Below are 19,111 nucleotides of genomic sequence, written 5' to 3'. Positions count from 1 at the left end.
CTCTTTGGCTTCCTGCCACTGACGGCACTGTTGTGCTTCGTCATTCGCGCCTATATGGGCCGCGAGGCGAGCCTCGGTTTCCTCGTGCTTGCGTCGCTCTTCTTCTACGGCTGGTGGAATCCCATCTATCTGCCGCTATTGATCGGGCTTGCGATCTTCAACTTCCTGATGGCGCAGGCCATTCTGAACGAGCGGCTGAAGCCGGGAGGCGGTGCGGCAACCTTCCTTACCGCCTTCGGCGTGACGGTCGATCTCGGGGCTCTCGGTTTCTTCAAGTACACGGATTTCCTGATAGGAACGTCGAACGCCGTTCTCGAAACGGATTTCCCGTTGCAGCATATCGTTCTGCCGCTCGCGATTTCCTTCTTCACCTTCCAGAAGATCGCCTATCTGGTCGACGCCCGGCGCGGAGATGTGGAGCCGCACAGTTTTCTCGAATATTGCTTCTTCGTGATGTTCTTTCCGCAGCTCATTGCGGGCCCGATTGTCCATCACAAAGAGATTTTTTCGCAGACCAAACAGACCCGGGGCTTCGCCTTCGACCGGATGAACGTCACGATCGGACTCACGATCTTCTTCATCGGTCTCTTCAAGAAGGTTGTGCTGGCGGACAATGCGGCGCCGGTCGCGACAGCCGTCTTCAACAGCGCGGCCGCCGGCAACGATATCGGGTTCTTCGATGCCTGGGAGGGAATGCTCGCCTACACCTTCCAGCTCTATTTCGACTTCTCCGGCTATTCCGACATGGCGATCGGCGCCGCGCGCATCTTCGGCATCAAGCTGCCTCTGAACTTCCATTCGCCGTATCAGGCGCTGAGCATCACCGACTTCTGGCGCCGTTGGCACATGACACTGTCACGCTTCCTGCGCGACTATCTCTATATCGCGCTCGGCGGAAACCGGCACGGCAAGGTCCGGCGCTATCTCAATCTTTTCATCACCATGGCACTCGGCGGTCTCTGGCATGGGCCGGCATGGACCTTCATGTTGTGGGGTGCAGCGCACGGGCTGATGCTGATTGTGAACCACGGCTGGAATGCGTTGCCACGGAAGCCGATCAACACATGGTGGTCGCGCGGCATTGCGCGCGCGCTCACGTTCCTTTGCGTGGCTCTGGCATGGGTTCTCTTCCGTGCCGTCGACATCGATGCGGCGACGGCAATCTATCGAGGTCTCGTTGCGCTCCCGCTCGATAATTTTAGCCCGCACCGTCTCATCGAGGATATCGCATGGCTCGTCTTCTGGATGGGCATCGTGTGGTTCTGGCCCAACACTCAGCAGTGGCTGGCAATGGTGCGTCCGGCCTTCAACTACAAGTGGGCGGACCGCCGCCGCGACCCCTTGCTGCTGCCGGTCGATGGTACGCGCTTCGCTCGCCTTGCGCTCTGGCGTCCGAGCAAGCGCGTGGCAGTTGCCGTTGGGCTCGCCGCCGCCGCGTCCTTACTGAGCCTTCAGCGCATCAGTGAATTCCTCTATTTCCAGTTCTGACCCATGAACATGAGCAAATACGCACCGGCCTATCTGGCGACGATCTTCGCGACTGTGGTCGTGTGCGGATTGCTGGCGTTCGGCTTCAATGCGGCCGTGGACCCCATGTGGTATTTCGGCGGCAACAAGCTCGGGACGGTCAACTATGCGTTCAACGAACGTCTGAGCAAGACCAACCGGTTTCTTGCCGACCCGGAGCGCTATGACTGCCTGATCTTCGGCGACAGCCGGGTGACGTTGCTGCCCGAGGACAAGATCGAAGGCTATCGCTGTTTCAACTTCGCGTTTTCCGCGGGCAAGGCGGAGGAAGCTGTCGCCTTCGCACGCTACGTCGGGGCGCGGGGTTTCAAACCCAGGCTCGTCATCATGGGAGTGCCGGCCGCCGCTTTTCGCGAACGCATCGGCGGCGTCAACATCCCTCCATTCATAAAGGAGGGCGGGGCGCCGAAATCTCCGTTCCTGACCTATCTGTCACTCGACGCCGTCTCGATGTCCAAACAGACGCTTTTCGGGGTGTCGCCGCTGGACCGTGTCTATGACCGCAACTTCAATTGTAACGTCGCTCCGGGCGCGCCGGCCTACGATCCCAGAGTGCCGCTTCGCGATCTGATGGCGGGAAAGTTCAATGCCCCGCAGCGTGTGCGTTTCTATGACGACATGCGGAAAATCTTTCCGGACGCAGAACTTGTCGGCTATGTGCCGCCCATCTCCGCATGGGCGATCAAATCCTACGATGATGCCGGCTGGCTCGGCGATTATGTGCATGTGCTTCATGCAGCTTCGGAGAAATTCGACCGTTTCCTAGACTATGGGGTCCCCTCGGCGCTCACCATCGACACGGCGAACACATATGACGGGACGCATTACTCCGAACCGGCCAACGCGGCCGTGGCGCGGTCCCTGCTCTCGGGCGGGCTACCGGATACTCTCAATGTGAAGGCGCTTTCGTCCCGGCAGATGGGAGATATCTATCGGCAACGTTTGGGGAGTTATAACAGTGAACTTCGGGCAGGGCTGGCGGATTAGGCCGTCACGGGCGCGCGGAATGCGCATTCGGTCACGGTCGGGGCCACGACCACGAAAATCTGATCTGCCCCATCTCCCGACGCCGATACCGGAAAAACGCCGCGGTGAACGGTGATGAACTCCCTGGTCTTGATAGGCAGACTTGAGGTCGAAAAAATGGGCCGGAGATTTTCCAGCACCCGGCCGAATTCCAGACGCCGGATTTCCTCCCCTTCAGGCGTCAGATTTTCACCGAGCACCTTCCCGGTGTAGTCGATGCCGAAGAGTTCGGTGCAGCCTGTGCCCGCCAGACGATAGCGATACTCTATATCGGCCCGTCGAGGGACCACCTCCAGTACCAGAAGCCACCGAAGAAGACCGGCAATCTCGCCCGGATTGATCTGGTTGCGGGATGGCACTCCGGCACTGAGCGCGTGGTGCGACCAGTAGGTATCGAAAGCGCGGACAGGATGGCGGGAGGAGATGGCCGAAATATCGACTTCGAGATAAGCCACTGAAACAACCTGGTACTCATACAAACCCTCCGGCAACAATTTGCCGGACCGGAGGATTTGACCTGAAAACGCTTACCAAACCGTCACTTGGCGCTCGCCGGTTCGTAAGTGTTTATTGATCCAGCCGGGCTTGCCCGCGTTCTCGGGTGGCGAGAAAGGCGGCCACGCGTTCCTCCAGATTTGCCCGAATATTCATGTAAAAGAGGTTGTAGTCGTAAATGTGATAATCGCCGGTACGCACGCCGTAGGTGAAGCCTTCCGCGTCTTCGGGTGGGGATACGATCAGCATACCGTTTTCACATTTTGCGCCGGTAAGCTCTTTGCGCGCCGCCGGGAAATCCTTGTCCGAGCCTGTGAAGGGGAGGCTGCCGAGATTTTCCGAGGCCTCGGCGGCTCCGCCTGCTATCCAGTTGAGTGGATTGATACAGGCGATGGGCGCGCCGCCGACCATCCGGTATTCGCCACCTATCCAGGTTGTCCCTTCCTGCGTCCAGCCGGCCCGAGGGGCTGCATTGTTCATTGAGTTCCAGTTGAGTGTGCAATGGAGGTCCGTTGGCGCGGCACACGGCGCGATGCCATCCAATCCAAGATCCGCAGGCAGGGCGGAACCGATCAAATAGGCCGCAATCATGTGGTCGGCGAGCGGCGTTCCGGCGATCTTCTCCTGCAATAGCCGCGATCCGTGAAGGGCTCCCTGGCTATGCCCGGCCAGTATGAAGGGCCGGCCATCGTTCCGCTCGGCGATGAAATTTTCGAAGGCCTGTGCGACATCCCGGTAGGCCAGGTCGAGCGCCGCGTGTTCGTCCGCGCCCTTGCCAATGAACGCATAGACAGTCGCCTGCCGGTAGCGCGGCGCGAAAATGCGGCAACAGCCGTTGAAGGCACTTGCCTGATAACGCAACACGCCGTTTTCCAGCCGGTCCATTGGGAAGCCCGGCTCATCGAACCGCGCATTCCAGCCGGCCTTGCCGTAGTAAGTCGTCGGATGAATGAAAAACACGTCGACATCCGCATGGGCCTGATTGTCCATTGCAGTGCTCGATGCGGGAACAACATCGGCCTTATCGTTTCGTTCCGGCAGTGCCGCCCATGCGTCGTCGGAAGCGTAGTCCGCAGCGGGTGGCGCCTTCGCCGGATCGAAGCCGGACCACGGCTTCAGCAGAACGAAATACTGGGCGGGCTTGTTGAAGTAGAGAATGCCGGCGCCAACAGCGAAAATGGCCACCAGACCGAGAAGTACCGTCAGGCTCTTGCGCAACATGTTCTGTCCCCCTTACCGGCTTTCCTCAAGGGCGCGCCGATAACCCGAGTAGTTCGGCTGATCGATCGCGAGCTTGGTAAGCGTCGTCTTCCACAGGTGATCCGCAAGGCCGGGTGTGTCGAGTCCAATCTCGCCCGCCTCGATCCTTGCGCACAACTCGCTGTTGAGCTCCTCCAGCGGTCCGTCATGGCCGAGCAGGTCGGTCAGCCGCCGGCGCTCATCCGGATTGGCCGTTGGCGCGACTTCAAGCTCACGCTTCACGATGTCGAGTGCATTTGCAGCTACGCGGGCATGAAAAGCGGCATGGCCCTGCAGCTGCGGCATGGCGTGATTGCGGATGAAATCCGCCACGGCTTCGACGAGTTCGCTCGCTGTCGGCTGGTCCTGCATTCATGCCTCCTTCGCGCGCGGCGCCAAAAGGCGCAGCAAGTCGATTTCCGTTTCGGATGAGCGGCGGCCGATGGTGGCGCGTTCGACGGAGCGGTCCGCGCCGCTTTTGAAGGCCGTTACCATGATGGTGCACATGATGCCCCATTTGAGCGTCCCGAGCACTTCCCAGAACTTGACGCGGGCAGGGTCGACCTTTGCGCCGCCCGCCGCCTCATATCCCTCGAACATATCCTCGCGCGCGCCGAAGCCGCCGACCGGCTGGTCTATATTTCCGAAGCGCCAGGAATTCACGCAAATCCACCCGAGATCTTCCATTGGATCGCCGATATGGGCGAGTTCCCAGTCAAGCACGGCACGGACACCATCGGGTCCGATCATGAGATTGCCGTTCCGGAAGTCGCCATGGACGAGGGTGTGGTCCGTCGACTCCGGCGGTGCGTTTTCCTTCAGCCATCTGAGAGCCAGATCGAATACCGGATGGGGATGACCGTGCGCCTTGTAAACGCCGAGATACTGCTCGATTTCAGCGCGGGCCGGCGATGTGCGGAGGGGCGGCAGCGACGCTTTATCGATGTTGTGGAGTCGGGCGAGGATTTCCCCGCATTGGCGGGCGAGCTTCGGACGCGCATTTGCATATTCATCGTCGCGGAGGATTTTCCTTGCGATGGTCTCGCCCGCGATGCGGTTCATGATAAAGCCATGGCCCAACCCGTCCTCCGGGGCGAGGATGTGGCGCACCGTCGGCACGGGTACGCCCACGCCGCCGGCCAGGCCGATCAGGCGGGCCTCGGTTTCCAGCGGCACGGCCGTGGCGCTCGGCGCTCGTTCCCCCCCGGGGGCACGGCGCAGAATGAGCTGTACCGGATCGCCGGAGGTGATTGCGTCGAAGGACCAGGTTTCCTGACTGGCACCGCCGGAGAGCCGTTTCAGACCGGCAACGCCGGTCGCACCCGCGATGCGGTTCCGGACGACATGGGCCAGCGGTGCCGCTATCGGATTGGCTTCCGCGCCCATTTCAATGCCCCGCGCCGACAGGCGCTCCGTCCACGATCTGGTCGAGATACTCGGACAGGCCATAGCCAGTCAGTCCGTTACAGCGATACTCGGTCATGCCCTCGGTGATGCGGGTGTTGAGTTCTTCTCCGTCCGGGCCCTTGCGCCGGTTGCGCAGGGGAATGAGCGACAGCACCTTGCCCTCTACGTCGTAGGTCTGGCCGGATTCCGTTTCAACGTGAGCCCGGAGCCCCGTCTGATACCAATTCTCGTCCCAGTCGCTTTCGATGCTGCAGGATTTTATGAGGTCGTAGACGCCGTCCTTCAACACCATGCCGCCTTGATGCTGCTTGCCTTCCGCGTTCGTCACCACCGAAATCATCATGCCGAAGTCTCGCCCGAAATTCATCGGCAGCCAGCGATACCAGTGGATGGCCTGCCAGTAACGCGGCCCCCAGCTCTTGTCCCGCAGACCGAAGCCGGAGACGTCGAAACGCTCGTCGCCTACCTTGAAATAACCTTTCGCCGCCATGTGCTGCTCATAGTGAGCCTTGGCGAATGATTTTTCCGGATCCAGGTCGAGCGGCGACCCGTCTTCTTTGACCGTCTCACCGCCGAACATCGGCGATACACCCTCGTAGTCCAGCGCCACCTCGCAGGGAACCACCGGGTTCTCCTTGAAGGCTTTGGCCGGATCGGCCATGTCGAACGGCCGGGCGAGAACGACCGCCTTGCCGGAATAAGTGACGCGAAGACGTTTTAGGGGCTCGATCACTTCGAATTTCATCCCCCCCGCATTCATCTCCTCGTTGCCTGTAATTTTCGGCTTGGCGTACATGAACGCCACTCGGCCATCGGGCAGATAGAGGCAGTTCGACATTTCGGCATAGCCCTCATTGGGCCGGTTGCCGAGGCGGAACCAGCCGCCGGTCTTTCTCACCGGGTCGAACATGTTGAAATACATGCTCTCGTTATAGTTCGAGGCCGCGTCGGGCGTGTGGGTGTATTCGTCTTCGGGTGCGAGCCGAAGCTTTGTTCCCGGTTGAGTTCTGGCCATGCTGTTTCTCCCAGAAAGGCTTGTTTTGCGGGAGCTTCCAGCCCCCGATTTATGCCGATTGGGAGCATGATGAAGCGCATAGGCCTGACAGGGAAGGGGCACAATGCTATGAAAGAGGCGGCGCGCCCGAGGCCAGCGCGCCCCGGCGTCAACTTGGGGCGGCGGCAAAAATGTGAGGCATGCGGCGGTTCAGATGAGCGATCAGCACAGCGAAGACCCGAACCGGCCAGGCACCGAGCCGCATTTGATTCTGCCTGCCAAGCCCATCGGTTTCATGACGAGAATCCGCAATTACTTCCTGACCGGCATCGTCGTGGCGGCTCCGATCGGCCTTACGATCTGGATCACCCGCTGGTTCATCGACCTGATCGACACCTGGTTTACGCCGCTCATTCCGGACCGTTATCAGCCGGATAACTATCTTCCTTTCGATATCCCCGGCCTCGGGCTCCTTATCGCTTTCGTGCTGCTGACGCTGCTCGGCGCGCTTACCGCCAATTTCTTCGGACGGGCGGTGCTCAATTTCGGGGAGCGGCTTGTCGACCGGATGCCTGTGGTGCGAAGCATCTACGGTGCCTTCAAGCAGATTTTCGAGACGGTGATCTCGCAGTCCAACGCCTCGTTCCGTGACGTCGGTCTCATCGAATATCCCCGTCGGGGAATCTACTGCATCGTCTTCATCACAACCCAGACAAAGGGCGAAATCGTGGACCGGACGGGCCACGATCTCATGAGTGTCTTCCTGCCGACGACGCCGAACCCCACGTCCGGCTTTCTTCTTTTTGTGCCGCGTGCCGATGTGCAAATTCTGGATATGACGATCGAGGAGGGCGCGAAGCTCATCATCTCCGCAGGTCTCGTCGAGCCGCCGCGCAAGGTCCCTGGCGAGACGCCGGAGGCGGTCGTTGTCGCCAATCCACGGACGGCGTCATCCTGATCGCAGGTAGCGGATCGCTTCGTCCCGCTCGAACAGATACAGCAATATGCGCAATGCCTGGCCGCGCGGACTTTCGAGTTCTGCGTCGCGGTCGAGAATGAGCCGTGCGTCGTCATAGGCTGCGGCCAGCAATTCCTGCTGTGTTTCGATATTCGCGAGACGGAACGAAGGCAAGCCGCTTTGGCGTGTGCCAAGGAGTTCGCCCGCCCCGCGTAGCCGCAGGTCTTCCTCGGCGATGCGAAAACCGTCCTCCGTTTCGCGCATGATCTTGATGCGGGCGGCAGCCGTTTCCCCCAACGGTGCCTGATAAAGAAGCAGGCAACTCGATTTATCCCCGCCGCGGCCCACACGTCCGCGCAACTGGTGAAGCTGCGCGAGGCCGAAGCGTTCGGCGTGCTCGATCACCATGACGGTGGCCGTCGGCACGTTGACACCGACCTCGATTACCGTGGTTGCGACAAGGATACGAATTTCGCCCGCCTGAAAGCGGGCCATGACGGCGTCCTTGTCGGCGGCTTTCATGCGCCCGTGCACCAGCCCGACTTTCTCACCGAAAATCGATTGAAGGTGCCGATGACGTTCTTCGGCGGCCGCCGCGTCGACTTCGTCGGATTCCTCGACAAGCGGGCAGACCCAGTAAACCTGATCGCCTCGCGCAAGTGCGCGGTTGAGGCCGGCGACTACATCGTTCAGCCGGTCGAGCGGAAGGGCGCGCGTATCGACGGGCTTTCGCCCTGGCGGCTTCTCGTCGAGTTTCGACACGTCCATGTCGCCATAAGCGGTGAGCGTCAGGGTGCGCGGGATCGGCGTCGCCGTCATTACCAGTACGTCCGTGCCCGTCCCGCCTTTGGACGTCAGCATGAGACGTTGATGCACGCCAAAACGGTGCTGTTCGTCGACGACGGCGAAGGCAAGATCGCTGAAGGTGACATCGCCCTGAAACAGCGCATGGGTCCCGACCAGTATGTCGATATCCCCGTTTGCGAGCGCCATGAGGATATCCTCCCGCCGCTTTCCCTTTTCGCGGCCGGTCAGCAGTTCGAGGCGGATGCCCGCTGCGGTGCATAGCGGTGCCAGCGTGGTGTAATGCTGCCGTGCGAGAATTTCCGTCGGTGCCATCATGGCGGCCTGAAAGCCCGCCTCTACTGCGTTCAGCATGGCGAGCAACGCCACCACCGTTTTGCCGCTGCCGACATCCCCCTGCAGCAGACGCAACATCCGGTGCTCGCTCTTCATGTCGGCGGAGATTTCCGCGAGGGCCCGAAGCTGCGCGCCCGTCAGCGCGAAGGGAAGGGCTGCTTCCACCTTCTTCCTCAGGTGCCCGTCGCCGGTGATGGAGCGGCCGGGCAGGCGGCGCATGCGCAATCTTACGAGACCGAGCGCCAGCTGGTTTGCCAGCAATTCGTCATAGGCGAGGCGCGCGCGGGCAGAGGCGTCGGATTCGAGATCGGCGGAGGATTGCGGTTCATGCGCTGCGACGAGCGAGTTTTTCCATGGTGCCCAACCGCGTGCCTTGAGCCAGGGCCCATCCTGCCATTCCGGCAGGTCCGGAAGACGCGGCAACGCGCCCCGAATGGCTTTCTGGATCGCTTTCAGCGGCAGGCCCGCCGTCAACGGGTAGACCGGCTCCAGAAGCGGCAGGTCAGCCAGTTCATCGAGCCCGATCATATGATCCGGATGCGTCATCTGCGGCGCGCCCTGATAAAACTCGACGCGGCCCGAAACAATCCGGCGCTGGCCCTCGGGCAACAGCTTGGCGACGTGCTCCGGTCTCGCGTTGAAGAAGACGATCTGCATCTCGCCTGTGTCGTCGAAGACATGTACCCGATAAGGGAGCCGTTTCGTCCGTGGCGGAATGTGAAGCCCGACCGTCACCTCCATGGTCGCGATGTCGCCGTCGCGCACCTCGGCGATGGCTGGCCGGTTGCGGCGGTCGATCAGGCCGGATGGCAGGTGCCAAAGCAGATCGACGACCTTCGGCCCCGCAAGCTTCTCGACCAGCGCTTCAAGGCGTGGTCCGATGCCCGGCAGCGAGCGCGCCGGCGCGAAAAGGGGAAAAAGCACTTCAGGCCGCATCGGCCGCGCTCCGGGGACAGCTGGGAATCATGCGGCCATTCTAATGACATGGGAGCGCTCACGGTCTATATCCCGGCCATGCGACGCGGAGACAGACATGGCTGAGACTGGAGAGCCCGGAGACCACCTCGACCGCGATGTGCGCCTGCGGCGGCTCAAGTTCCGCTCGTGGCACCGCGGGATCAAGGAAATGGACCTCATCCTCGGCCATTTTGCCGACAGCACATTGGAATCGTTGACGGATTCGGAACTCGATCAATATGAAGAGCTGATCGCCGTCGAAGATACGACGCTTTACAACTGGGTCACCGGACGCGAAAACGTGGCCCCGGAACACGATACAGGGCTGCTGGCCCGAATCCGCACGTTCAATCACATGAAGGGACCGCTCTGGCAGCGATAGCCGGGGCAGCCATCTGCTTGAAGAAATTCACTGAAATCGTCTCGGCGCCAGGCCGTCTGACCTTGGGCGAAACGCCCGAGGGCTTCGACGCGCTGGTTCTGGCGGACATGGCGCGGCGCCTGCCCGAGGGAGGGCAAACGATCCTGCATGTCGCGCGCGACGATGCGCGCATGGCTGCGCTCGCCGAGGCGCTAGCGTTCTTCGCGCCCGATATCGAAATCGAGAGCTTCCCGGCATGGGATTGCCTTCCCTATGACCGCGTGTCTCCGAACGTGGATATCAGCGCGCGGCGCATGGCGGCGTTGTCGCGCCTCGTTGCGCGGCAGGAGAGGGCCGGCGAGAAACCGCTCGTACTCCTCGCGACCGTCAATGCCGTTCTGCAGCGGGTTCCCGCCCGTGAGACCGTCAAGACATCAGCATGGTCTGCCCGGACCGGTAACCGGATCGACCTGGACGAACTCACAAGCTATCTCGCCGCGAATGGCTACAGCCGGACAGGAACCGTCCGCGAGCCTGGAGAATTCGCCGTGCGCGGCGGCATCGTCGACATCTATCCATCCGGCTTCGAGCTTCCGGTCAGGCTCGATATGTTCGGCGACACGCTCGATGCCATTCGCAGCTTCGATGCCGCCACGCAGCGCACCGTCGGTCAGTTACATGGGCTCGATCTGGTACCTGCAAGCGAGATACATCTCGACAAGGAAGCGATCAGACGGTTTCGCGCGGCCTATGTGGCAACGCTCGGAGCCGTAACCGACGGCGACCCGCTCTACGAGGCGGTCAGCGAAGGCCGCAAGCATGCGGGCATGGAACACTGGCTGCCGCTCTTTCACGAGCGGCTCGAAACGCTTTTCGATTACGCTTCGGATGCCATGGTGACGCTTGACGCGCAGGCGGAAGACGCGAATTCCGCGCGCCTCGAATTGATCGGCGACTACTACGAAGCACGCGTCGAAGCCCGCAAAACTGCGCGTGAAGCCAAGCTCGCCATCGACGCGCCAAGCTACAAACCGCTCAAGCCGGACGCGCTTTACCTCACGGCCGACGAGTGGGGAAAGGTGATCGGAGAGCGGCGCGTACGCGCACTGACGCCGTTCAGCGTTCCCGAGACCGCAGGTATCAACCTGGGCGGCAAGCAGGGCCGGAACTTCGCGCCGGAACGCGCTCAGGATGGGGTGAACATTTTCGAGGTTCTCGGGGGACACATTCTTGGGCTGCGCCGTGCCGGCAAGCGCATCGCCATTGCAAGCTGGAGTGAGGGCGCGCGCGACCGGCTTCAGCATGTTCTCGCCGACCACGGTATCGGAAATGTTCTCCTGGCGGATAGCTGGGCCGATGTTAACGCCGTTAACAAAAGTGCAGTTTCGCTGATTGTTCTCGGTCTGGAAGCCGGCTTCGAGACGGATGAGCTTGCGCTTATCAGCGAACAGGATGTCCTCGGCGACCGTCTCGTCCGGCAGAGGCGCAAGAAGCGCGCCGAGAACTTCCTGACGGAAGCATCGAGCCTGTCGCCGGGCGACCTCGTCGTGCACGTCGATCACGGCATCGGCAGGTTCGAGCGGCTGCAGGCGATCGAGGTTATGGGCGCGCCCCATGATTGCCTCCTCCTGATCTATCACGGCGGCGACAAGCTCTATCTGCCGGTCGAGAATATCGAACTCCTGTCGCGCTACGGTTCCGACGATGAGGATGCGCAGCTCGACCGCCTCGGCGGCACGGGCTGGCAGGCGCGGAAGGCGCGTCTCAAGGAACGTATTCGCGAGATGGCGGCGGAACTCATAAAGATCGCCGCCGCACGCGAACTCAAGAGCGCGCCTGCCATGGAGCCCCAGCCCGGCGCCTACGACGAATTCTGCGCGCGCTTTCCCTTTACCGAAACCGAAGATCAGGAACAGGCGATCGATGCCGTGCTGGAGGATCTCGCGCGCGGCCGGCCGATGGACCGGCTTGTTTGCGGCGATGTCGGCTTCGGCAAGACGGAAGTCGCGCTGCGCTCGGCCTTCGTCGCCGCTCTGGCGGGCTTCCAGGTTGCGGTCGTCGTTCCTACAACGCTGCTTGCGCGGCAGCACTATCGTACGTTCGCAACCCGCTTTCAGGGATTACCCGTCAAGCTTCGTCAGATGTCGCGCCTCGTTTCGGCGAAGGACATGACGGAAGCCAGGGAAGGGCTTGCCAGCGGACAGGTCGACATCGTCATCGGCACGCATGCTTTGCTCGGCAAGCAGATAAAGTTTCGCAATCTCGGACTGGTCATCGTCGATGAAGAGCAGCATTTCGGCGTGGTGCACAAGGAGCAGCTGAAGAAACTTCGGGCCGAGGTTCATGTTCTTACGCTCACCGCGACGCCGATTCCGCGCACGCTTCAGCTGGCATTGTCAGGCGTGCGCGAATTGTCGCTCATCGCGACGCCGCCGGTCGACCGCCTGGCCGTGCGCACCTACGTCTCGCCTTTTGATCCCGTCGTGGTTCGGGAGGCGCTGCTTCGCGAGCATTATCGCGGCGGGCAAAGCTTCTATGTCGTTCCGCGCATCGCGGACCTCGCCGAGGCTGAAGAATTTCTCCGGCAATATGTGCCGGAGGTGAAGTTCATCGCCGCGCATGGCCAGATGGCCGCCGGTGAAATCGAAGACAAGATGACCGCGTTCTATGACGGGAAATACGACGTTCTCGTTTCGACGACCATTGTCGAATCCGGCCTCGACATTCCGACGGCGAATACGCTTGTGGTGCATCGCGCCGACATGTTCGGTCTTGCGCAACTTTATCAGTTGCGCGGACGTGTCGGCCGGTCCAAGGCGCGCGCCTACGCCTATCTCACGGTGCCCGCGAACAGGACGCTGACGGCCGGTGCGGAGAAGCGCCTGCGCGTCCTTCAATCGCTTGACTCGCTCGGCGCCGGCTTCTCTCTCGCGAGCCATGATCTCGATATTCGAGGTGCAGGAAATCTGCTCGGCGACGAGCAATCCGGCCATATCAAGGAAGTTGGCTACGAACTTTATCAGGAGATGCTGGAGGAAGCCGTGGCATCCATGCGCGGCGGCATCGAAGACGATGAAGGCCACTGGTCGCCGCAGATCAATGTCGGGACGCCCGTTCTCATTCCGGATGGTTACGTTCCCGACCTCGATGCGCGCATGGCGCTTTACCGGCGCCTGTCCGACGTCGAAACGCGCTCCGAGATCGACGGCTTCGCCGCGGAACTGATCGACCGTTTCGGCAAGTTGCCGCAGGAAGTCGAATTCCTGCTCAAGATCGTGGAGATCAAGGGTCTCTGCCGGGCCGCGAATGTTGAGAAGATCGAAGCGGGTCCGAAAGGTGTCGTGCTTTCCTTCCGCGAAAATACGTTCCCGAATCCGGGCGCGCTGGTCGAGGTTATCAACGACGAGCGCGGCAATGCGAAGCTGCGCCCGGATCACAAGCTCGTCTTCAAACGCGATTGGGAAACGCCGGCGGAACGGCTCGCGGGTACGCATCGCCTGATGACGACGCTCGCGAAGCTTGCCGCGCTGGCCAAGGCTGCCTGAACCGCTATTGAGCCGCAGCCGCTTCCTCGGCTTCGCGCGCGAGGAGTTTGTTGAACATCCTCACGAGTGTTTCAGGTTCCTGCGCACCGACCATCACCCATTTCGAATTGACGACGAAGCTCGGCACGCCCGATATCCCCATCTGCCGCGCGAGCATGTCTTCCTGCCGGATCAGTTCCTTGTCGGCATCTTTGAGGAGGAGATCGCGCACGATATCGGCATCCATGCCGGCCTCCGTCGCCGCGTCGGCGAGAACGTCGTGGGAGCCTATATCCTCGCCATCCTCGAAATAGCGGCGAAAGAGGATGTCGACCATTTCGTTCTGGCATCCGGCGGTGCCGGCCCAGCGGATGAGGCGATGGCTGTCCAGAGTGTTCGGCGACCGTTCGATCTTTTCAAACCGGAAATCGATGCCGACGGCCTCACCGAATTCGCGGATCGTGTTGCCGGCAGTTCGGGCCTTTTCCGTACCGAACTTCTTTTCCATGTAAGCCTTGCGGTCGACGCCTCCTTCGGGGATCGAGGCGTCGAGCTGGAACGGGCGCCAGACGAGCGAGATGCCTTCACCGCCGTGTATCTGGAGCGCTTCGTCGAGGCGCTTCTTGCCGATGTAGCACCAGGGGCAGACCGTGTCGGAGACGATGTCGAGCTGCATGGTTTTCTGTCCCTCGCCAGTGACTGTTTCGGAGATTATGGAGGCTTGGCCCGGCGGCGCCAAGGCGGGAGGCTGCTTGACGCTCGGATGCGGGCACATAGGATGCCGCGACCGGCGGAAATCCGCACAAAACCAATCGGCTAAAGAGGCAGGCTAGGCATGGGCGACGTTACGGAAATCACTCTTCCGAGCTACGATCTGACGGGGAAGGTTGCACTGGTGACCGGCGCCACGAGCGGGCTTGGACGCCGTTTTGCGCTGATTTTGGCCAAGGCCGGTGCGAGGGTGGCGATCACCGGCCGCCGGTTGGAGCGTCTGACGGAACTCAAGAACGAGATCGAGGCGCTGGGCGGAACGGCTGCCGCCGTCGCGCTGGATGTGACCGATACGGCAAGCATAGCCGCCTGCATGGCCGAGACAGAAGCGGCGCTCGGGCCGCTCGACATCCTCATCAACAATGCCGGCATGAATGTGCAGGCGCTGCCCGCCGATGTGACACCCGACGGCTTCGACACGATGTTCGATACCAATGTGCGGGGCGCCTTCTTCATGGCCCAGGCGGCCGGCCGTTCGATGATGGCCCGGGGAACGGGCGGACGCATCGTCAACATCGCGTCCATCGGCGCGCGCACGGTCCTGCCCGGGCTCACCATCTATTGCATGACCAAGGCGGCCGTCGCGATGATGACGAAGTCGCTCGCCAAGGAATGGGCCCGCAAGGGCATCAACGTGAACGCTATGTGCCCCGGCTTCATCGAGACGGAACTCAACTCCGACTGGTTCGCATCCGAAGGCGGACAAAAGCAGATCAAGACCTGGCCGCGCCGCCGGCTCGGCGTCGAGGAAGATCTGGACGGTACGCTGCTGCTGCTCGTGTCCGACCACGGACGGTTCATCACGGGTTCGCTTTTCACCGTGGATGACGGCCAATCCCTCTGAGTACGGATTTATACCTAGGTATCGGGTAACCTTTCGTTAAGCATAACCGCTCATAGTTTCCAGAATGTTGCGTGACGAGCAACCGAAGGAAATGATCGTGGGAAAACTTGTAACCGGCTTTGTTCTGGGGTTTCTGGCCTGCGTCTGGACGTATGGTCTGAATCCGACCGAAGCCATATTCGGCTTCAGCCACAAGATTTCCGCGACACACGGCCGTCTTCAGGAAGAATACCGGGTCGATCCAAAGCTCGGGCACAAGGGCCAGTACAGCAATTTCAACCGCACCAACGGCCGGACAGCATCGGGCGCCGATGCGGATTCGATCGACTCTCTTGCGCAGCGTGCCGGTAATTGGCTAAGTCAGGCAGGCGGACCGCCTGCAATGTAAGCGCTCCGCGCGCGGAGGGCTCATGATCGGCGGACTGACGGTCGAAACCTGGTTGGTGCTTGCGCTGCCGGCGATTGCCGTCGCCGCGTCGGCGGTCACATGGTGGCGGGCGCGGCGATAATGGAAGTCGCCGCCACTACCATCGTCGTCTATCTGGTCGCAATGCTTGCGCTCGGCGCGGCCGCCTACCGCTTCACCCGCAACCTCAAGGATTACATTCTCGGCGGCCGCCAGCTCGGCGGGGCCGTCGCCGCCTTGTCGGCCGGTGCCTCGGACATGAGCGGATGGCTGATGCTCGGGCTTCCCGGCGCGATCTATGCCTCCGGGCTCAACCAGATATGGATCGCCGTCGGACTGGTGGCCGGCGCGCTTTTCAACTGGCGTTTCATCGCGCGGCGGCTCCGGCGCTACACGGAGCGGGCGGGCGATGCTCTCACCATGCCCGACTATTTCGAGAACCGGTTCGCGGACCGCAGCCGTGTGCTGCGCGTGGCCAGCGCCTTCGTTATCCTGATCTTCTTCACGATCTATACGTCCGCCGGCCTCGTCTCCGGCGCCATCCTTTTCGAGCAGGTATTCGGTCTCGACTACCGCGTGGCCCTTCTCGTCGGTACGGTGAGCATCCTTTCCTATACCGCTGTGGGCGGCTTTCTCGGCGTCTGCTGGACCGACACGGTGCAGGGCGTGATGATGTTCCTTGCCTTGCTCATCGTGCCTGCCGTCGCCATCACGAGTATGGGTGGGTGGAGTGAGGCAATGGCGGCGACGTCCGCCGCCGCGCCCGCGGGCGTGTTCGACGCCTTTCACGAGACAGGTGTAATCGGCGCGGTCTCGCTGATGGCGTGGGGTCTCGGCTATTTCGGTCAGCCGCACATCCTTGCGCGCTTCATGGCGCTGCGCGACGAGCGCGACATGCCAGAGGCACAAATGATCGGCATGACATGGATGGTCCTCGCTCTTTACGGGGCAATAGCGACGGGCCTCGCCGGCATCGGCTATTTTGCCGCGGCGCCACTCGACAATCCCGAAACCGTTTTCCTCGCCCTTTCGCAGTCGCTCTTCAACCCGTGGATCGCGGGCATCTTGCTCGCCGCCGTGCTCGCGGCAATCATGAGCACGGTCTCCTCGCAGCTTCTCGTTTCATCGAGCGTCATTGCCGAGGATTTCTGGAAGCGGATGTTCCGCCCGCAGGCAGGCGCCCGCGAGCTGCTCGGCATCGGGCGCGCCTCCGTTCTCGTCATTTCGATCGCGGCCTTCGTACTCGCATTGGACCGCGACAGCAGCGTGCTCTCGCTGGTCGCCTATGCCTGGGCGGGCTTCGGCGCCGCCTTCGGACCGGTCGTTGTGTTGTCTCTCTTCTGGCGGAGGATGACGCGCGACGGCGCGCTTGCGGGGATGATTGTCGGCGCGGTGACCGTCATCGTCTGGAAGCAGCTCTCAGGCGGTGTGTTCGACGTTTACGAGATACTGCCCGGCTTTGTTTTCGCGAGCATCGCCATTGCCGGGGTGAGCCTTCTCGGGCGCGCGCCGGACGAGACCGTGACCGGATTGCATGACGCAGTCGCCGCCAACCGCGCTTGACCCTTCATCGTCCCGTTTTGGTACAAGCTATTGATTTTGCTTGTCTTTTCTCACTTCCAGCCGCACCCTTTAACCATGATTCGGAGAGGCTTCGGGGGCTCGGAGGTTTCCTGGCGGGCATGTCCAATTTTCTGGTCGGCATTGTCGTAGGCTTTTTTATCTGCGTCTGGACGCTCGATGCGAGCCCGGTTGCGGCCACGATTGCGCTTGTCGATCGCATCCGTCAGGTCGAGGTGAGCTTCGCCGCCGAGCCGAAACCGGAAGTCCCCGTCGAGCGCGCCGAAGCCGGCAAGCCGGCCGCATCCGCCGTACCCTGATTATTTTCGGGCCAGCGCCCGGCGCATGACTTTGCCGTTCGCGGTGCGGGGCAGGTTGTCCACGAATATCACTTCGCGCGGGCACTTGTAGGCGGCAAGGCGCTCTCCAGCCCATTTCAGGATCGACGCCGCATCCGGCTCGCTCGCTTCCTTCGGGATCACGAAGGCGGCGACGATCGACACATCCTCGCGTATGTGCAACTCGGTCACCGCCACCTCCTGCACGTCGGGATGCGAGGAGAGCGCGGCTTCCACCTCCTGCGGCGAGACCCGATAGCCCATCGCATTCATCAGGTCGTCCGCGCGGCCGTGATAGTGCATGTAGCCGTCGTCGTCGAAGCTGGCGAGATCGCCGCCGATGAACCATTCGCCGCGATAGACCTCCGCCTCCTCGTCCGGTCGCCGCCAATAGCCCAGCATCAGGCCAGGATCGGAGCGATGCACGGCCAGCAATCCGACTTCGCCGGCAGGCAGGGGCTCCGTCCCGCTCTCCACCGGCAGGGCCGCCACGCAACGTCCCGGTTGCGGCCGCCCCGGGCTGCCGACACGGATCTCCATGCCGGGCGCGGTCGAGACATAGGTCGAGCATTCGCTCATGCCGAGTGCTTCGTAGAGTTCCTTGCCCGTCGCCTCGCGCCAATGATCGAGCAGCGTCGCCGACAGCGCTTCGCCCGCCGTCAGCCCGTGCCGCAGCGCTACGAGGTCGTGCGCGCCGAGGTCGCAATATTTCAGAATTTGCCGGTAGAGCGTCGGCACGGCCGCGAAGAGCGTCGCGCCTGTCTTCGCCATCAGCTTCGGCCAGACCTGCACGTCCTTCTCGCCATTGTAGAGAACAGTCGTTGCGCCGTTCGCCCAGGGGTCGGTCAGGCCGACACCCAGCGTATAGGTCCAGTTGAAGGCACCCGCATGAAGAATGACGTCGCTTGCCTCGATGCCGTACCAGCCCTTGTACATCGGCCTTCGTCCCCAAGCGCTCCGATGCGCATGAAGCACGCCTTTCGGGCGCCCGCTGGTGCCGGAGGTATAGACCAGAAAAGCGGGGTCGTTGGCGCCGGTATCGGCGTAGTCGCGAAGGGGCCCATGAGCCTTCAGTCGCGCCAGCATGGCGTCGTCGATAACGCGAACGCCATCCGACCGCATCGTCATGCCGGGTGCCAGTGCCACGGCGGAGGCTGCGGAATCGGACATCAGGAAGTCGGCTTCGGCGGCCGTCAGTTGCGAAGACGAGGGCAGGGGCACGAGCCCCGCCGCCAGTGCGCCGAAAAACATCAGCGCGTAGTCCGATGTATTCGGCATACGGATCATCAGACGCTCGCCAGGGACGAATCCTTCGGCCAGCAGGCCGGCGGCGACCCGGCGTACAGCATCGTCCAGCGCGCCATAGGTCCAGCGTTCGGCTGCCTCGAGCGGCGCATCTGCATCCGCCACGACGATCAGCGCAATCTTGTCCGGCGTTTCCCTCGCTTGCCGGGCAAGGCAATAGCGCGCGATGTTGAAGCGGTCGGGGCAGGGCTCGCCGGTATAGCCGCGAGCGATTTTGGGTGCGGGCAGGGCCATGATCCCCCGTTTGTACGAGGGCGCC

17 protein-coding genes are annotated in these 19,111 nt (G+C 62.0%); 9 read left to right on the top strand and 8 right to left on the bottom strand.

The window, feature by feature from the left end:
• Positions 1–30: 30 nt before the first annotated feature.
• On the top strand, positions 31–1,488 hold the full coding sequence (locus Q8S60_RS09660; protein ID WP_305668498.1) for an MBOAT family protein: 1,458 nt from the start codon (positions 31–33) through the stop codon (positions 1,486–1,488).
• A gap of 9 nt (positions 1,489–1,497) precedes the next feature.
• A complete protein-coding gene (locus Q8S60_RS09655; protein WP_305325872.1) occupies positions 1,498–2,514 on the top strand; it encodes a hypothetical protein in 1,017 nt (338 codons plus the stop codon).
• Here Q8S60_RS09655 and Q8S60_RS09650 read toward each other — a convergent pair.
• The 5 genes from Q8S60_RS09650 to Q8S60_RS09630 all read right to left on the bottom strand — a co-directional run bounded on the left by Q8S60_RS09650 (position 2,511) and on the right by Q8S60_RS09630 (position 6,709).
• A complete protein-coding gene (locus tag Q8S60_RS09650; RefSeq protein ID WP_305277785.1) occupies positions 2,511–3,008 on the bottom strand; it encodes a PAS domain-containing protein in 498 nt (165 codons plus the stop codon). The genes Q8S60_RS09655 and Q8S60_RS09650 overlap by 4 nt on opposite strands.
• 112 nt (positions 3,009–3,120) lie before the next feature.
• Entirely contained in the window at positions 3,121–4,269 is a 1,149-nt protein-coding gene (locus tag Q8S60_RS09645; RefSeq protein WP_305277784.1) for a DUF3089 domain-containing protein, read from the bottom strand.
• 12 nt (positions 4,270–4,281) lie between these two features.
• Complete coding sequence (locus Q8S60_RS09640; protein WP_305277783.1) at positions 4,282–4,659, bottom strand: DUF6285 domain-containing protein; 378 nt, start codon at positions 4,657–4,659, stop codon at positions 4,282–4,284.
• Positions 4,660–5,673: a phosphotransferase family protein gene (locus Q8S60_RS09635; protein WP_305325871.1), complete on the bottom strand. Its 1,014-nt coding sequence runs from the start codon at positions 5,671–5,673 to the stop codon at positions 4,660–4,662.
• Position 5,674: 1 nt separating this feature from the next.
• On the bottom strand, positions 5,675–6,709 hold the full coding sequence (locus Q8S60_RS09630) for a hypothetical protein (RefSeq protein ID WP_305277782.1): 1,035 nt from the start codon (positions 6,707–6,709) through the stop codon (positions 5,675–5,677).
• 193 nt (positions 6,710–6,902) lie between these two features.
• Between Q8S60_RS09630 and Q8S60_RS09625 the strand changes: the two genes are divergently transcribed.
• On the top strand, positions 6,903–7,646 hold the full coding sequence (locus Q8S60_RS09625) for a DUF502 domain-containing protein (protein WP_305277781.1): 744 nt from the start codon (positions 6,903–6,905) through the stop codon (positions 7,644–7,646).
• Here Q8S60_RS09625 and recG read toward each other — a convergent pair.
• A complete protein-coding gene (recG, locus tag Q8S60_RS09620; RefSeq protein WP_305277780.1) occupies positions 7,638–9,722 on the bottom strand; it encodes an ATP-dependent DNA helicase RecG in 2,085 nt (694 codons plus the stop codon). The genes Q8S60_RS09625 and recG overlap by 9 nt on opposite strands.
• A gap of 97 nt (positions 9,723–9,819) precedes the next feature.
• Between recG and Q8S60_RS09615 the strand changes: the two genes are divergently transcribed.
• Positions 9,820–10,125: a succinate dehydrogenase assembly factor 2 gene (locus tag Q8S60_RS09615; protein ID WP_305277779.1), complete on the top strand. Its 306-nt coding sequence runs from the start codon at positions 9,820–9,822 to the stop codon at positions 10,123–10,125.
• A 17-nt stretch (positions 10,126–10,142) separates the two neighbouring features.
• Positions 10,143–13,649, top strand: coding sequence for a transcription-repair coupling factor (gene mfd, locus Q8S60_RS09610; protein ID WP_305277778.1), 3,507 nt, complete (start codon positions 10,143–10,145; stop codon positions 13,647–13,649).
• 4 nt (positions 13,650–13,653) lie between these two features.
• Here mfd and Q8S60_RS09605 read toward each other — a convergent pair whose 3' ends face one another.
• Positions 13,654–14,304 (bottom strand): DsbA family oxidoreductase, encoded by a 651-nt coding sequence (locus Q8S60_RS09605; RefSeq protein ID WP_305277777.1) that lies wholly within the window; start codon positions 14,302–14,304, stop codon positions 13,654–13,656.
• Between the two features lie 159 nt (positions 14,305–14,463).
• On the opposite strand from Q8S60_RS09605, the gene Q8S60_RS09600 reads away from it, so the two are divergent.
• From Q8S60_RS09600 to Q8S60_RS09585, 4 genes are all read left to right on the top strand, one after another.
• Positions 14,464–15,243: a glucose 1-dehydrogenase gene (locus Q8S60_RS09600; protein ID WP_305277776.1), complete on the top strand. Its 780-nt coding sequence runs from the start codon at positions 14,464–14,466 to the stop codon at positions 15,241–15,243.
• Positions 15,244–15,307: 64 nt separating this feature from the next.
• The gene (locus tag Q8S60_RS09595) at positions 15,308–15,631 is read left to right on the top strand and encodes a hypothetical protein (RefSeq protein WP_305277775.1); all 324 of its coding nucleotides are present in this window, start codon (positions 15,308–15,310) and stop codon (positions 15,629–15,631) included.
• 120 nt (positions 15,632–15,751) lie between these two features.
• Complete coding sequence (putP, locus tag Q8S60_RS09590) at positions 15,752–17,212, top strand: sodium/proline symporter PutP (RefSeq protein ID WP_305277774.1); 1,461 nt, start codon at positions 15,752–15,754, stop codon at positions 17,210–17,212.
• 119 nt (positions 17,213–17,331) lie between these two features.
• Complete coding sequence (locus tag Q8S60_RS09585) at positions 17,332–17,529, top strand: hypothetical protein (RefSeq protein WP_305277773.1); 198 nt, start codon at positions 17,332–17,334, stop codon at positions 17,527–17,529.
• On the opposite strand, the gene Q8S60_RS09580 is transcribed toward Q8S60_RS09585, so the two are convergent.
• Positions 17,530–19,086 (bottom strand): acyl-CoA synthetase, encoded by a 1,557-nt coding sequence (locus Q8S60_RS09580; protein ID WP_305277772.1) that lies wholly within the window; start codon positions 19,084–19,086, stop codon positions 17,530–17,532.
• Positions 19,087–19,111 lie beyond the last annotated feature (25 nt).

This window comes from Parvibaculum sp. (assembly GCF_030694575.1).
Taxonomy (GTDB): Bacteria; Pseudomonadota; Alphaproteobacteria; order Parvibaculales; family Parvibaculaceae; genus Parvibaculum.
The sequence above is the reverse complement of the archived record's forward strand: the minus strand, read 5'-3'. Positions and strand labels throughout refer to the sequence as shown.

What these genes read in the sequence shown, in the direction of transcription:
- Q8S60_RS09615 (WP_305277779.1), top strand. Translation starts at nt 9,820, where the DNA reads ATGGCTGAGACTGGAGAGCCCGGAGACCACCTCGACCGCGATGTGCGC.
- Q8S60_RS09645 (WP_305277784.1), bottom strand. Translation starts at nt 4,269, where the DNA reads ATGTTGCGCAAGAGCCTGACGGTACTTCTCGGTCTGGTGGCCATTTTC.
- Q8S60_RS09600 (WP_305277776.1), top strand. Translation starts at nt 14,464, where the DNA reads ATGGGCGACGTTACGGAAATCACTCTTCCGAGCTACGATCTGACGGGG.
- Q8S60_RS09635 (WP_305325871.1), bottom strand. Translation starts at nt 5,673, where the DNA reads ATGGGCGCGGAAGCCAATCCGATAGCGGCACCGCTGGCCCATGTCGTC.
- Q8S60_RS09625 (WP_305277781.1), top strand. Translation starts at nt 6,903, where the DNA reads ATGAGCGATCAGCACAGCGAAGACCCGAACCGGCCAGGCACCGAGCCG.
- Q8S60_RS09585 (WP_305277773.1), top strand. Translation starts at nt 17,332, where the DNA reads ATGTCCAATTTTCTGGTCGGCATTGTCGTAGGCTTTTTTATCTGCGTC.
- Q8S60_RS09580 (WP_305277772.1), bottom strand. Translation starts at nt 19,086, where the DNA reads ATGGCCCTGCCCGCACCCAAAATCGCTCGCGGCTATACCGGCGAGCCC.
- Q8S60_RS09595 (WP_305277775.1), top strand. Translation starts at nt 15,308, where the DNA reads ATGTTGCGTGACGAGCAACCGAAGGAAATGATCGTGGGAAAACTTGTA.
- Q8S60_RS09630 (WP_305277782.1), bottom strand. Translation starts at nt 6,709, where the DNA reads ATGGCCAGAACTCAACCGGGAACAAAGCTTCGGCTCGCACCCGAAGAC.
- recG (WP_305277780.1), bottom strand. Translation starts at nt 9,722, where the DNA reads ATGCGGCCTGAAGTGCTTTTTCCCCTTTTCGCGCCGGCGCGCTCGCTG.
- Q8S60_RS09640 (WP_305277783.1), bottom strand. Translation starts at nt 4,659, where the DNA reads ATGCAGGACCAGCCGACAGCGAGCGAACTCGTCGAAGCCGTGGCGGAT.
- Q8S60_RS09655 (WP_305325872.1), top strand. Translation starts at nt 1,498, where the DNA reads ATGAGCAAATACGCACCGGCCTATCTGGCGACGATCTTCGCGACTGTG.
- putP (WP_305277774.1), top strand. Translation starts at nt 15,752, where the DNA reads ATGGAAGTCGCCGCCACTACCATCGTCGTCTATCTGGTCGCAATGCTT.
- Q8S60_RS09605 (WP_305277777.1), bottom strand. Translation starts at nt 14,304, where the DNA reads ATGCAGCTCGACATCGTCTCCGACACGGTCTGCCCCTGGTGCTACATC.